Annotated in this window: 13 protein-coding genes; 8 read left to right on the top strand and 5 right to left on the bottom strand. The window is 43.5% G+C overall.

Annotated elements, in window-relative coordinates; genetic code table 11:
- Positions 1-409: 409 nt before the first annotated feature.
- Genes ELS82_RS04670 through ELS82_RS04655 form a run of 4 tightly spaced genes read left to right on the top strand, consistent with a single transcriptional unit; the run spans position 410 to position 7,202 of the window.
- Positions 410-4,039, top strand: coding sequence for an ATP-binding protein (locus ELS82_RS04670; RefSeq protein ID WP_134834422.1), 3,630 nt, complete (start codon positions 410-412; stop codon positions 4,037-4,039).
- Positions 4,029-5,195, top strand: coding sequence for an EAL domain-containing response regulator (locus ELS82_RS04665; protein WP_134834421.1), 1,167 nt, complete (start codon positions 4,029-4,031; stop codon positions 5,193-5,195). The genes ELS82_RS04670 and ELS82_RS04665 overlap by 11 nt, the downstream gene beginning before the upstream one ends.
- On the top strand, positions 5,188-5,790 hold the full coding sequence (locus tag ELS82_RS04660; RefSeq protein ID WP_134834420.1) for a response regulator transcription factor: 603 nt from the start codon (positions 5,188-5,190) through the stop codon (positions 5,788-5,790). Before ELS82_RS04665 ends, ELS82_RS04660 begins: the two co-directional genes overlap by 8 nt.
- Positions 5,787-7,202, top strand: a complete 1,416-nt coding sequence (locus ELS82_RS04655; RefSeq protein WP_134834419.1) for a sensor domain-containing diguanylate cyclase — start codon at positions 5,787-5,789, stop codon at positions 7,200-7,202. Before ELS82_RS04660 ends, ELS82_RS04655 begins: the two co-directional genes overlap by 4 nt.
- Positions 7,203-7,229: 27 nt before the next feature.
- Here ELS82_RS04655 and ELS82_RS04650 read toward each other — a convergent pair whose 3' ends face one another.
- Genes ELS82_RS04650 through ELS82_RS04630 form a run of 5 tightly spaced genes read right to left on the bottom strand, consistent with a single transcriptional unit; the run spans position 7,230 to position 10,867 of the window.
- On the bottom strand, positions 7,230-7,637 hold the full coding sequence (locus ELS82_RS04650) for a PPC domain-containing DNA-binding protein (protein WP_134834418.1): 408 nt from the start codon (positions 7,635-7,637) through the stop codon (positions 7,230-7,232).
- 18 nt (positions 7,638-7,655) lie between these two features.
- Positions 7,656-7,910 (bottom strand): DUF1496 domain-containing protein, encoded by a 255-nt coding sequence (locus ELS82_RS04645; protein WP_244230753.1) that lies wholly within the window; start codon positions 7,908-7,910, stop codon positions 7,656-7,658.
- A gap of 58 nt (positions 7,911-7,968) precedes the next feature.
- On the bottom strand, positions 7,969-8,865 hold the full coding sequence (locus tag ELS82_RS04640) for a pyridoxal-phosphate dependent enzyme (protein WP_134834416.1): 897 nt from the start codon (positions 8,863-8,865) through the stop codon (positions 7,969-7,971).
- A 56-nt stretch (positions 8,866-8,921) separates the two neighbouring features.
- Complete coding sequence (locus ELS82_RS04635; RefSeq protein WP_134834415.1) at positions 8,922-10,193, bottom strand: sensor histidine kinase; 1,272 nt, start codon at positions 10,191-10,193, stop codon at positions 8,922-8,924.
- The gene (locus tag ELS82_RS04630; protein ID WP_134834414.1) at positions 10,193-10,867 is read right to left on the bottom strand and encodes a response regulator transcription factor; all 675 of its coding nucleotides are present in this window, start codon (positions 10,865-10,867) and stop codon (positions 10,193-10,195) included. The genes ELS82_RS04635 and ELS82_RS04630 overlap by 1 nt, the downstream gene beginning before the upstream one ends.
- A 167-nt stretch (positions 10,868-11,034) precedes the next feature.
- Here ELS82_RS04630 and ELS82_RS04625 point away from each other — a divergent pair, with 167 nt between their 5' ends.
- From ELS82_RS04625 to psrA, 4 genes are all read left to right on the top strand, one after another.
- Positions 11,035-12,039 carry a glycosyltransferase family 2 protein gene (locus ELS82_RS04625; protein ID WP_134834413.1) on the top strand — a complete coding sequence of 335 codons (1,005 nt, stop codon included), beginning with the start codon at positions 11,035-11,037 and terminating at the stop codon, positions 12,037-12,039.
- Positions 12,036-13,454 (top strand): ArnT family glycosyltransferase, encoded by a 1,419-nt coding sequence (locus ELS82_RS04620; RefSeq protein ID WP_134834412.1) that lies wholly within the window; start codon positions 12,036-12,038, stop codon positions 13,452-13,454. The genes ELS82_RS04625 and ELS82_RS04620 overlap by 4 nt, the downstream gene beginning before the upstream one ends.
- Positions 13,454-13,846 carry a GtrA family protein gene (locus ELS82_RS04615; RefSeq protein WP_134834411.1) on the top strand — a complete coding sequence of 131 codons (393 nt, stop codon included), beginning with the start codon at positions 13,454-13,456 and terminating at the stop codon, positions 13,844-13,846. Before ELS82_RS04620 ends, ELS82_RS04615 begins: the two co-directional genes overlap by 1 nt.
- 346 nt (positions 13,847-14,192) lie before the next feature.
- On the top strand, positions 14,193-14,819 hold the full coding sequence (gene psrA / locus ELS82_RS04610) for a TetR family transcriptional repressor PsrA (RefSeq protein WP_134834410.1): 627 nt from the start codon (positions 14,193-14,195) through the stop codon (positions 14,817-14,819).

The raw sequence follows: 14,819 nt of genomic DNA, 5'->3' as shown, positions 1-14,819 counted from the left end.
AAAAAACATAATCCTTAAGTATTGTGCTCATTTCTCCGCTGACTCCAGCGGAGTTTTTTTATAATTTTTGGGGTAATTAGAGATAATTCCTACATTAATCTGATTCTAAAAAATGGCATAGTAGTGCCTAGTTACTTTCTGAAAGTATAGATATTTCCCCCCTGCTTTAATTTCATATTTTTTTTGGGGTGTTGGCTAGACGGAATCGTTGAAAATATCGCTGTAGGAATAAAGGAAGCGTAATGAATATTATTGTAAGTAGTCTCTGAGATTTGAGTAGGAATGTACTTACAGATGAAAGAAAAGTTTATTTAATTCAGTTGCTTATGTATTTTTCGTTGTCTTTATTGATTTGACAATGCTTCCAGTATTCATATTCTTGCCTTCCTACAGGCTAGAGAAAGTAATAATGATCCGTTTTTACCGTATATTAAATTTTGTTATGACCTTGGTTGCGCTATTTGTTATTTCAAGTAGTGCTGCACATGCTGTGTACCCCGCAACCAAACCAAAATCGTCGACGCTTATTTTTGGTGTTGTTTCAAATGGACTGTGCGGTAAGGAATGTAGCACTCAAACCAATACATTCTTTTCAATTAGTAATGATTATCTGACGAACGTTGCCTCGGCGATGAATGTTGAAATTAGGTTCAAGCCATACCCAACAATTAATGAACTTCTACTGGCTGTTGAGCATCAAGAAGTGCTGGGGTCAGTAGGTTTCAGCCGTACGAAACAGCGAGAGTCGCGTTTTCTCTTTTCCAAGCCATTCTTTAGAAGTCGCGTGGCGGTTTGGTATTCTGATGACTCACTGAGTGAAAACCCAGCGACCGAGCTCAATTGGTCATGTGTAAAGGGCACATCTTATTGCGAACAGCTTGAACGAAATGGCATCCGCAAGATTTACTATGCTAAAGATCTGAATGAAGCTACCACCAGAATGCGCGATGGTAAAAGCAACGCATTCATCTCTAGTTTTGTTGTTCTTAGCACCTACCTAGATAGCAATAACATTATCAATGGGATGGTCGATACACCCGAGTGGGTTGAAGGCGAAGATATTGGGTTAATTACCGCTAAAGGCAATCAGTGGTTAATTGATGAAGTCAATCAGATCATCGATCTCGAGAAGTCTGGTGCGAGCGTTCGAACGATTGTATCGAACAACCGCTACCATACCATTGAACGTCGCTTAGCAAGGTATCTCGCTGTTAAAGGTAATGAGCGACCGATCACTTATAGTACTGCAGCGAACTCCTATCCGTTTTTATTTCGAGATGAAGATGGCGTCCTCGACGGCTTTCTATATGACTTTTTTGAGCTGTTAAAGTCACGTAGCGGGTTAGAGTTTGAGTATGTTGAACCGGCTAATAATGTTAAGGGGAAGCTGTCAGGCTTTCGTTCTGATATCGTGCCTGTCGCTTATACAGACGTAACAAACATCCCCAACTGGCAATTGACCAACTCCTTTATGTCCGTGAACTACGTAGCGGTAACAAAGTCAGGCGTTCCAGAACCCAAGCCGGGGCTTGAAAAAGTAGGCATTTTAAGTGGTGTTGATGAGAAAGGTCTTGTTCACCTAGTTGGGTGGAGAGATAACCAGATCTCACAATACACGGCTCTTATGTCGATAGTGAATGATCTTAAAGCTCATCGCATCGATGTTGCCTACATTCCTCAAGAGCTTACCCATACGATTTTACTAAGAAACGATGCGAGCGAGCTTGAGGTTGGTGAACACGATTCACTACAAGTGCATTTAGCGCTAGCGACAAAGAATAATCCTGAATTAAATGCTCTACTGAACAGCCTTTTCACAAGTATCGATACCAATGAACTGAAAAAAGTTATGCGTAGCCATCGCAGCATCAACTTGGTTAATGGTGTTACGTCAGAAAATCTTTGGCAGATGGGAGCGGCAGTCTTTGCTGTTCTGTTGTTTTCTGGGTTATTTGCCTATTTCTTGATTTCTAACCTTAAATTGAAGGTTGAGCTAGCGGAGTCTAGCGCCAATCAAGGAGAAAAAGAGAAAGAGTGGCTTAAATCGATTATTACTGAACTTGATAGTTGGGTGTTCATCCATGATAGACACAACAAGTTACTGTTGAGCAATTGTTCTCGCTATATAAATAAACAGTGCTTAGGCTGCACACTGAACGATAACTTTTCGAATCAATATCTCGTTGATAACGAAGAGGAAGTGGCGCTGGTTCTTAGTGGTCAATCTATAGTGGATTATCACGAAGTGAAGGGCTGTGACAGTAATCTTCATCATATCTCTAGACAGCGAAAGGCTATTCGCTCGTTGACTGCTAATACAGAATATGTGCTGACGGTACTTGATGATATCAGTGAACAGAAGCAACGTGAGAGTGACCTTATTACCGCACGTGAAGAAGCTCAGCAAGCAGTAATAGCTCGAGAGCAGTTTTTAGCAACGATGAGTCATGAATTAAGAACACCAATCGCCGCTATTCAAGGCTCGCTAGAGCTCGCGTCTCTAAGAGAAAAGCAAGGGCGAACGGCAGACTTATTAGCGCAGGCTCAGAAGTCAACCCGCCACCTAAATGTGCTAGTCGATGAAGTGTTGGACTTTTCCAAGCTTAATGCACAGCAGTTTATCTTAAACCCAACTAAGGTGAACTTACTTGAGTTGTTGTGTGAGTCAGTGCGTTCATATGAGCAAGCGGCACACGCTAAAGGGCTGTTATACCAAGTAGAAATCAACCCTCTAGTATGTCGATTTGTTCTAATTGATGAAGTTCGACTGGTACAAATTTTCAATAACTTATTGTCTAATGCGATCAAATTCACCTCATCTGGTTTCGTCAAAATTGAAGTAACTAGTACACAAGCTGAATTGAAATTAACCATTTCTGACAGCGGTATTGGTATGTCCACTGAGCAGATTGATAAAGTACTTAAGCCATTTACTCAAGCGGATGCCGGGGTAACAAGGCAGTATGGCGGTTCAGGGTTGGGCTTGAGCATTGTCGAGAAGTTGGTGAATTGTATGGACGGGAATATGTCAGTTGAAAGTATTCCCAATGTTGGCTCTGCCTTCTACCTTACGATTCCGCTTAAGTGTGTCGAGCAAGAAGACCGTCACCTGGCGCAGTTTAGCTATTCAGAAGATTTACCCGTCGCGCTCAAGCAGTGGTGCCGTATCTGGAAAATGTCGGTGGCAACGGATGGTGCCAATATTTCTCTTGATGAACAAGGTCGTGTACTAGCGACGATTAATGGCAAAGCGAAAAGCCCAATTACTATCGAAGAGTGTCGCTATCCTAGTGTTATCCAGAAGCTGTTAAGTCAGTCTGACAATGAGTACAGCGAGCCGATTGAGAGTAGGGCTTTAGCGGGGAAAGTACTGGTTGCGGAAGATAATGGGATCAATCAAACCATTCTAAGAATGCAGTTGGATGAAATTGGTGTTCAACATCATATTGTTAGCAATGGTCAAGAGGCGATTGACTATCTCAACCTCAACCAAGATGTTTCGATAGTTCTTACCGACTTTCACATGCCAGTCATGGACGGGTTTGAGTTAACCCGACTGATTAAAAGTAGTGAAGTTTACTCTCATCTGCCGGTGATAGGTATTACTGCTGAAGATGCCAGAGTAGCCAATGAGCTGGGGCAGGCGTCAGGCCAAGATGCTGTGCTATGTAAGCCCTACAGCATCGATGCATTACGCGTATTTCTTATGGAATATCTCGGTGATAACTCCGAAATGCCAAGTTGGTTAGTTCCATATGGTGAACAAGAGCGTTCAGAGTTTGCCGATATCTTTATTCAGACAATGGAACAAGATCTAACGGTTCTTAATAGCTCGGACAGTTTGGGTGCTAAACGCAAGGCATTGCACCGAGTAAAGGGCGCGTTAGGTGCTGTCGGTATCTCGGCGCTCGCAGAACAGTGTAAGCAAGTAGAGAAAACGTGTGATGAAGAGCTAGTCCACACGGCGGAGGATTTTATGCAAAAACTCAATGCAGAAATTGAAGCCACCAAAATGTGGAGGATGTCAGGTGAAGTTTAATAAACATATAGTGCTGCTTGATGATCACCTTATTCAGTTAAAGCTGCTCAAACGAAGCTTACTTGCATTAGGTGCGGAAACAGTATCTTGCTTTGACAACGTTGATGAAGCTTTAGCATTTGTAGAAATACACTCAGTAGATTTGATTATTTGCGATTTAAGCATGCCTCATAAAGATGGTATAGACATGCTACTGATGCTGAATCAACTAGGCTTCAAGGGAGAAGTTGCGATTATCAGCGCGATGGATCTACCTATCATTGCGACGGTGAAATCAATGTGTGAAGGCTTCTCTTTTGACCTAATTGCAGAGATATCAAAACCCTTTAAAGCAGAAGTGTTGCAAGAACTGGTGAGTCATCAGCGCAGAGTCCCGCCAAGTGTTCCGCGTACACGCTATGACGTTACTGATGAGAGCTTTCTTATCGGTTTAGCCAATGGTGAGTTATGTAACTACTACCAACCTCAAGTGGAACTTAGCACTTGCACTGTTATTGGGGTAGAAGCACTTGCACGATGGCGTCATCCGACGCTAGGCATACTGACGCCCGATGTGTTTTTGCCGATAGTAGAACGTAGTAACTTATCTTGTGAACTGTTGGATATTGTCGTCAATAATGTGTTTGAAGACATGAAGGCGGGTTTGCTACCAAGAGATGTGTCGATCAATGTTGACCAGTTTAATTTAGAGCAACCTTACTTTGCTGACAGCCTTATTGAAAAGTGTAATAAATCGAATATCGACCCGGCAAGGCTGACCATCGAGATTACGGAAGAGTATGCATACAAAAAAAATACATCGCTATTTAAAAACTTAGCCAAGTTAAGAATAAACGATATCAATATATCCATCGATGACTTTGGCACAGGGCATTCTACATTAGAAAATTTATATGCATTGCCATTTAATGAGATAAAAATTGACCGTTCATTTGTGATGAACTGTGAACAAGATACTAAGAAGCAACAAATAATAAAATTTATATGCAACTTGGCCAGTGAATTTAAAACGAAAGTGGTTGCTGAAGGCGTAGAAACCTATGAATGCTGGGAGCTATTGAAAGAAATAAATGTTGATGTATGCCAAGGCTATTACATCAGTAAGCCTGTACCAGTAGATGAAATGAATAATATGTTACGAGTGGATGATGAATAAATTTAACATTTTGGTTTTTGATGATCACCCGCTAGTAGGGGTGGCGATAAAAGCAACCCTAAGCAATATGAATTGTGTGAACTCGATATCTGTCGTTTATTCTTTGAAAAGCGCTTTGGAAGCGACTAAGAATAAAAGTATTAACTTTGTGATTCTTGATATTAACTTGTCAGATGGCGATGGATATGATTTTTATCGGCGTATTAAATCCCACGGTTATCAAGGTAAGGTATTATTCTACTCAGCAGAAGAAAGCTCATTATATAGCGAATTAGCATTCAAAGCGGGAGCGGATGGCTATGTGTGTAAATCTGAGCATCAAGAAATTCTTCGTGATGCGGTTGAGGGCATTACTAACGGTTACACATTCTTCAAATTTAAGAGTGATAAATCTGTCCACGGGAATGAGGAGCGAGTAACGCTGTCAAATCGCGAAGCTATGGTGATGAACCATCTACTGAGTGGAAAAAGCAACAAAGATATCGCTCATCTATTAAAAATCAGTGATAAGACTGTCAGCACTTATAAGAAACGGCTTTTTGACAAGTACAGTGTGAACAACCTTATAGAACTGAGTAAAGTGGTGAGCATATGAGTGTGAAAGATCATAAATGGAATGTTGCATTTAAGTCTCTTGCTCTTGCATTTATATCCTATAGCATCGCCTTTATTTTGTATTCGATTTCTGAAGTTAGCGATAAAAAATCCAAGTTTGCTTATGCTACAGAGTATCTAGATAAACAAAAGCAGCGATTAGCTTATACATCACTTTTTGTAAATACTGTTTTCTACATTGATGGTGATAAATTAAATAAAATTTATCATGAGAGCGGTAAGTATGGTCTTAACGCTTATATCTATCCAATCTCGGGAAAGAAGTCAGAGTTCGAAGGCAAAGAGGAAACCATAATTTCTTCTATAATTTATGCATTCGGAAATATGAACTCATTTATAGGGAAAGAAAACTCCCTAATCTATTATCGTTCGTATGAAAATGAAGGGAAATTGATTTCATTTAGTCGACTAGAAGGTTTTCAGGTGAATGAGCATATGTTCAGCCAAGAACGATGCCAGATGTACAACTTGTGTTCTCCCTATGCGACTAAGGAGTCATTATCTGATCGCCTGCTGGTTTCAAGTATTTATAGCGATATCATCACAGGCTCTAAAACGATTACCTTGTCTAGTCCTGTTATCGATCAAGGGGAGGTCATTGGTGACATTAGCGCAGATATCTATTTTGATGCTTCAATATTGGCGCAGGAAGCCTCAATTTCTAGCCGTGACCAAGGCGGTATGAACTACATCTATGTGGACTATCCGCAATACCCAATGGGGGAGCTTTCCTTTCGTTCTTCTTATGTGATTGATAATAAATCAACGCTTGTATTTGAATTACCGATTAGCAAATTAATTTTTGATACTGTGCCTATCTTCTTTTTGTCATTGGTGGTTTCTCTGTTTGCGACGATTCATTACATGCAATACAAGATTCAAAAGAAGCGCTTTTCTGAGGTATACGAAGAGTCCAATCGTGACGAGATGACCGGGTTATACAATCGTAAAGTGTTTAGTACACCGGAATTTTTGTCTGATGCTCTCAATCAAACCCTCGCCATCTTGGCAATTGATGGCAATAAGTTGAAAAAGATCAATGATACTTATGGTCACCATTGTGGTGATGCGGCAATTAAACATATAGCGGAAGCGATGAAAGGCGTGTTCAGAGATTCTGATTATATAGTGAGAGCAGGTGGCGATGAGTTCCTTGTGATTTTACCAGGCTGCCCAGCACCAAGAGTGGTAGAGCTTAAAGAGAAACTTAAAAAAGAAGTTGAGCGTAAAAAAGTGCGTCCTTACAACATGGAAGTTTCTGTCAGTGTCGGCATCGCTTTCAAGAAGCCTGAAGAAGACATGGAGTACGCTTTGATTGCAGCAGACGAGAACCTTTATTTAGATAAAGCGGACCCAAGTGAAGAGGCAGAGAGCTTAGGTAGGGCCTGCTAGGGGAGGTTAATGCCTAAGTTTTCTGACTTAAAACCCTTGTTGATGATGAACAACGAGTTCGGTAAAGCCCGTTTGCTCATCAAACTCTCGCTCAAAGCTCAAATTGTGATAGCTATGAAGGATCAACTCGGCAGTGGTATCGATTAGGCTGCCTTCCATTAAGTGCCCACCAACCACTTCACCATTCTCTTTCGCGACAGAAAGGTGAATGTGTTGATGTTCTGGGGTTAGCGTGCCCATGATCGAAACAATCTCAAGCGGCTCATTCAACTGCAAAGTTTGAGTCGCGCCCGCCAAACGAATCCTGAACTGAGTAAAGCAGCCCACGCACGAAGCAATGCTGCCGGCCTGAATCTGGTGTTCATCAACTAAGCGTTGAATCGCTAATTTTAGATCGTCACCTTTAACAAGGCGTACGGCGATAGGTGTGATCAAACTGGACCTCTAAATCTATCAGTTAACGGAGTAGTGCTTACCACCTTGCGGCGCTTGCTGCTCGGGAGCGGATCTTGCTTCTAATTGCACCCATTTAAGCGCGCCATTGGTCTCAAAATCATTGGCTGCTTTGCACACCATGTAGTGCTCACCAACTTGAAGAATCGCGCCGTCTGAATAGGCCTGATCTTGGTAGTAACAGGCACGCTTGGCTATTTCTGATGCGTTGATGCCGATTACGGGTTTCGCTGGAGTGGTGATGATAGTTGCCATCGTCGGGAAGCATAAAAGCGCCAAAGTAACTAGAATGAATCGCGTCATTGTCATACTCCTAAATCACACCATACTTACGCTCATAACGCGGCAGCATGCTTTCGTTGCCGAGTATTCCACCTTGGTGAACGTAGATGATGGTCTTGTCTGAATGTTGTTTATACCATGATTGTAGGCACTGCCACATCATTGGGTCGTACAGCAGGTCAAATTCAACGTCGGTTTGTTCGAGTAGTTGTTGCCAAACTTGGTAGTCCTGTTGATAGAGCTTGCCGAAATGGTGCTTGGTTTCTAGCTCAAGAATGGTCGGAAAGTCAGATTCACCCAGTTCCTTAAATTGCTCAATCAGATACTCTTTTCCCCCCACACATGGGCAAGTGAGTACTTCTATACCATGAGGTTTGAGGTATTTGTGCAAGTATAGAGCGGTTGTGCCAGTTCCTGCAGGCAGCGCAACGACAAACTGATGGCTTGGCTCAAAGCGACTCCAAGAGAGGATCTCACTAGCAAGTTGGTTGATACCTTGTTTGGACAGTGTTGTTCGTCCACCTTCTGGAATAACGAGACAGCGTTGGTCTGGCTGACGTACTTGCTCAATGTAATCGGCTGGATGGAGTTGCGAGTTAGCCACAGGTATCACTTTTGCGCCAAGCTCTAATGCGCCGCGGTAATTGCCGATAGGTTTATCAATCAACCAACTTGGGATGCGGTCAACATAGAACTCCAGTTGCCATCCTTTGATCGTGGCCAGTGCGGCTAGCGAGTAAAGGCTATTTGCTTGTGCGCTGCCATAACAGATCAAAGTGTCAATGTTTGTGGTTTCTAGTTCCAGCAACGCCATGAACTTACGCGCTTTATTGCCGCTAAAGTGGCTGTGTAGTTGGTCATCGCGTTTTAGAAAAAACGCAATGTCATTAAATTGGTGTTGAGTGATAGGCGTATGAGCGAGCTTCATGGGTTCTAATTATTGCAAAACGGCCGCCTATCTTACTTAATTGTCAGCCGTTAGTATCAAACTGGATCAAACTTTATTGTTGCCACGCATCCCCTTGAGTGATGATTTTGAATATCAAACTGCCATTGGTAACGTTGGCATAAATCGTCGACAATCAATAATCCAAGCCCATGACCTTCAGAATTTGGCGCTTCTTTTAGCCCTGCGCCGTCATCAATAATAACGAGTTGTTGCTTAGAAATATCAACGGTAATAGTGCCTTGCTCAGTGGCGGCTATGGCATTGCGCAGCAGATTACCCAGAATCATATTGATTACTGGCTCTGTGGCTCGGGTAGTCGGCGAGCCAGCAAAGGAGAGTTCGATATCGAGGTGTTTGCGCTCGGCTTGTGTCGTATTGCTTTCAACGATCGACTCAATTTCGTTTTTTGTTATTTCCCTTAGCGGAGCATCACTTGTATTGCGCTCATAGCGGACAATCGAGAGCAGCGCATCGACCATGGTGATCATTTCGCGTGTGGCATCTTCTATACGTTGAACCTGGCGACTTTGAAACTCGGTGGATTCTGCGCGCATCAGTAACTTGTTTGCGCCTTTGACCACAGTGAGGGGAGTTCTAAGCTCATGGCTGGCATAACGAGCAAATGCTTGTTCACGTTTGAGGGTTTGGTTCAACTCAGAGCGGTATTGGTTGAGCCTGTTGGTTAATAAATGAAATTCATGTGCCGATTGAGGCTGAATGGAAAACGCTTGTTCGACATCGATGGAATCTTGATTGAGCTGTTCGGTGATATCGTTAAGCGGCTCGATGAGTCGAATCGATAATCGGTAAAGAATGGTGCCGAATGCAAACATTAATGTCGCGACAAACATCACCACGATGGCGCCTGAATAGACCAGCTCATCTACCCCAAATTCAACTCGGTCGATTAAGGTTAATAGGACCAAAGATCGGGTTTTGCCTTGGTCGGTATATTGGCCTTTGAATACCATATGAGACAGGGGATTAAAGCTTTCACCCACTTCACCCAAATAACTCACTTTGTTTTGCAAAAATTCGCGATAGTTTTCTGGTACTAAGTCCATATCATTGTATGCGACGGTCAGCTCATCGAGTTGGATGACGCCACTTTCGCCACTCAAAAAACGCTCTACAGCCGCATCACGGTCGATAAGAATTCTCCGTTCACCCACTCTATCTTCAGACCATTGTAGAGCGAGATAGAAGATGGCAAAGCTGACAATCCCGACGGTGAAGGATACTGCGGTGAAAAAGATCGCTAAATGGCCGGTTAGAGTTTTGGTGTTTGAGAAAGAGGCGTTGAGCATCAGAGTTCCTCTAGACGAAAGCCAATCTTAGGAATGGTGGTCAGCATCGGCTTGGCAAACGGCTTATCTAATTGGTTTCGTAGCTGATAAATGTGGCTGCGAAGAACGTCATTATTGGGTTCACTCTCTTGCCAAAGTTTTTCTGACAGTTCTTGGCGAGTAACGATTTCAGGCGCTTTTTGACACAACATTTCTAGTATGGTGTAGGTGGTTGGATTGAGCGCTAGCAGCTTGTCTTCACGAAACGCTTGGCGGGTTTTCTGGTCGATTTTTAAGCTCGAAAATTGCAACACGGTACTGGCGACTTGGCCACGATAGCGTTTGATTAAGGCTTGAATACGCGCTTCTAAGATCTCTAAGTCAAACGGTTTGGTTAAGTAATCGTCCGCGCCATGTTTAAATCCTTTGAGCATATCTTCACGGTTATCCAGCGCAGTGAGCATCAAGACAGGTGTACTTACACCGGCTTCTCTGAGCTTATTGCAAAGCGTTAGGCCATCCATGCGTGGCAGCATTAAATCCAGCAGGATAAGGTCGAACGATCCTTCTAATGCTAGCTGAAGTCCAAGTTCGCCGTTATCTGCGTAATCAAGCTCCATCCCTTCGCATTCGAAGTAATCAAATAAGATGCCCGCAACTTCACGGTTATCTTCAACCAGCAATACCTTGTTCATAGTCTTCTCTCGATGATTAACGACTTAATGATCTCAATTCAAACGTGGAAAAAACGTGAACAACAAGCTTTCCACATCGTCGTTGTTAGATTGGCTTTCTATCAGCGGTGAGCTCAACCATCGCCTTGAACATCTCGAATCTAAAAGCCAGTAAATAAGGGGCGAATATGGGTATCGTTACTTCTGTTCCAGACTACAAAAACGCGGCGATAACGCTTAGTGTCATCGTGCCATATTTTAATGAGCAAGACGTTTTACCCGAACTGCATGCACGCCTTACCGCCGTGCTAGACCAATTGCCTGATTCTAGTGAGATCATTTATATCGATGATGGTAGCACAGACGATAGTTTACGCCTTGTGAATCGTTTTGAGTCTTTAACCTCATCTATCCAAAGTGTTGCCCTTAGCCGTAACTTTGGCAAAGAGTCAGCGATGAGTGCGGGGCTTGAACACAGCAACGGGTTAGCTGTGATTGTAATTGATGCTGACTTGCAAGATCCCCCTGAGTTGATCCCAGAGATGTTAGCCAAATGGCGTGAAGGCTATGACATCGTCAATATGCAGCGCCGTGAAAGGTTGGGTGAGACTTGGTTCAAGCGGCAATCGGCTGCGGCTTTCTATCGGTTACTCAATTCTATGGTTAAGTCTGAAATTCCTGAGAACGTCGGTGATTTTCGCCTCTTGGCTCGAGAGGTCGTTGACCATATCAATGCTCTGCCGGAGCGAAATCGCTATATGAAAGGGATTTTTGCATGGCCGGGGTTTAAGCAGGCCACAATTCAATTTCAGCGCGATGCGCGCTTTTGCGGCGAAACCAAATGGAATTACTTCAAGCTAATCGGTCTTGCCGTTGACGGCATCACCTCATTCTCTATCCGACCACTACGCATTGCAACGGTGCTAGGCAGTTTGATTGCGTTAAGCGCATTTATCTACGGCATGATGATAGTTGCTAAAACCATGCTGTTTGGCGATCCCGTTACCGGTTACCCGTCAATGATGGTGGTCCAACTCGCGCTGGGGGGAATACAACTTTTGTGTGTCGGCGTAATGGGTGAATACATCGGGCGCATTTTTATTGAGACCAAGCAGCGTCCGCTTTACCTCATCCAATCAATCGAACAAAAACAACCGCAACAAACATTTCAATCAATGGAGAAAAGAGCGTGAATTTCAACCGAGTTCATCTATGGGCAATTTTAGGTGCCGCGCTGTTTATTCGGCTATTAAGCCTTGGCGCATATCCACTGATGGACACCACAGAGGCTAGGTATGGCGAGATGGCGCGCTTGATGATCGAAACCGGCAACTGGGTCACCCCGCAGTTTGACTATGGAGTGCCATTTTGGGGTAAGCCGCCACTGTTTACGTGGATGAGCGCCTATGGCATCGAAGCCTTTGGCGTGAATGAATTCGCGGTACGTGTCCCTCATTGGCTTGCTGGAATTGCTGTTATCGTCATGATGGCAATGTTTGCTCGTCGGATGGGGTATAGCGGGCTTATCACAGCGCTGGTTCTTGCAACGTGCGGTATTTTCTCGATTGCAGCAGGCGCTGTTATGACGGATATGGCTCTGACATTGGGTATGACGATTGCGATGATCGGCTTTTATCTATGTTGGCTCAGCTATGAACAACAAAAGCCGAATCAAGCGTGGGGTTATATAGGCTTCTTTGGTCTTGCTATTGGACTGCTAGCGAAAGGGCCTTTAGTCATCGTCCTGATGGGGTTAGCCGTTTTTCCTTGGTTAGTAATTCAACATGGTTTGTTGGACGCATTTAAACAGTTGTGGCGACGATTTCCGATAGTCTTTGGCAGCGCATTGATGCTGGTGATTGCGCTGCCTTGGTATGTGATGGCTGAACGTGCCACTCCGGGGTTTATTGATTACTTCATTGTTGGCGAACACTTTAAACGCTTTTTAGTCAGTGGTTGGGAAGGGGATTTGTATGGTAGTGCCCATGATGAAGTTCGTGGCACTATTTGGCTGTTCTGGGCTTACTCGGCTGCGCCTTGGTCCATCGTGTTACCTGCTCTACTGTGGTTTAAACGCAAGGCGTTAGGGTCCGCTATTTCAGTTAAAAATGGTTTATTGAGCTTGTTAATTTTGTGGTTGATAGCGCCACTCATTCTATTCACCTTCTCAGGCAACATTCTTCCTGCTTACGTGTTACCGGGGATCCCTGCCTTAGGGGTACTTATAGCGATCCTTGTTTCTGATATAACCGGAGATCCTAAGTGGTTTAAAGTGGTGGCGAGTATTGTTCCCGTGTTACTGATTGCAGCAGTAACCTATATCCAATTGGGTACAGGCGATAAGAAAAGTGACAAGGTGATTTTTTCCATGGCGGATCCTAGTGTCGAAACTTATTACGTGGGAAAAAGGCCATTCTCTGGACAGTTTTATAGCTATGGAAAAGCGCAAAAGTTGACCGACGAAAGTGTGTTGGACTCGCTAGAAAAGGTCCAACTGATTGGACGCAAAGAGAATGTTGAGCTAGTTGTACAAGAGAGGTCACTCAACTGCATCATAGAGTTTACGTCGAAAAGTCGTCGTTCCCTTTATCGATGTGAGGCTAATTAATGGCGCATCGACTACTGAAATTCGCACTAGTAGGAGGCATCGGCTTTATCGCCGATGCTGCCGCGTTTTCGCTGTGTTTTTATTTGCTTGAAGTATCACTTATCACTAGTAGGCTAATTGCCTTTGTGATTGCTGCAACTGTAACTTGGTTTGGCAATCGAACCTTTACTTTCGCGAGCCAGGACCGCGCATTAGCAAAACAGTGGCTTAAATTTATCAGCGTCGCGTGCGTATCCGCTATCCCTAACTTTCTCGCCTTTAAAGCAGTGGTATTGGTTCTTGGTGAAACGGGCGTGATGCCGATGCTGGCACTAGCCGTGGGCGTGTTAGTCGGGATGGGTAGCAACTATCTGTTTAGCTCGATGTGGGTGTTCAAAAAAGCCCATAAGTAACATCAGAATAAAAAAAGCCCAGAGCAAGTATGCTCTGGGCGGATACAAAAAACATAGGAGTTAATAAGAAAAAGCAGCGTAAATTAGTAGCCTCAGTAAGAAAACAAGTTTGACGGCCTGTAAACTTATGGGTTGTCCAAACCCTGAATGCTCTGCTAACTACACTTAGTAAGACTCGGGCTTTTCCAATCAGTTCCCTTCAAATTAAAAAAAATTAAATTTTTCTTCATCTCAACAAGTTACGCAATCTGGTCAGACCAATAAGTAAAAGTGTGATGTTAATAACTTGTTGCTTTGGTGTTTCGAATGTATATTTTCAAACAGTTGTTTAATACGAGTGATTGAAATGCCAGTGAGAAATTCTACTAAAGAGAAAATCCTTGATGTTGCTGAGGCTCTATTTGCAGAACATGGCTTCAAAGATACCTCTCTGCGTACGATTACCAGTAAAGCGGGCGTTAACCTTGCGTCGGTTAACTACCATTTTGGTGATAAGAAGACCTTGGTAAGAGCGGTACTCAATCGATACCTAGAGGCGTTTATGCCAGCGGTTCAAGACGCACTGATAAACCTAAACCTAAATGATCATTACGAGATGGCGGATGTGTTTGAGTCTTTGCGAGGACCGCTGCGTAATCTTAATGATGTTAGACCAAACGGGACCAGCCGCTTTATGTTGCTGATCGGCCGCGGCTACACCGATGTGCAAGGTCATTTACGCTGGTTTATTACCACTCGTTACTCTGAAGCATTGACGTTGTTTACCCAGTCGGTAATGAAAGCCAACCCGAAATTGACTCAAGAAGAGTTGTTCTGGCGTTTGCACTTTACTTTGGGAACATGCGTTTTCACCATGGCATCAAGCCAAGCACTGTTGGAAATTGCTGAAAACGACTATGGAAAAGCGATGGACGCTAAGTCTGTTGTAGACCAACTGATTCCATTTTTAGCAGCTGGAGTTGCTGCTGAATAA

This window comes from Vibrio ouci, assembly GCF_004551525.1.
Lineage (GTDB): Bacteria > Pseudomonadota > Gammaproteobacteria > Enterobacterales > Vibrionaceae > Vibrio > Vibrio ouci.
The sequence above is the reverse complement of the archived record's forward strand: the minus strand, read 5'-3'. Positions and strand labels throughout refer to the sequence as shown.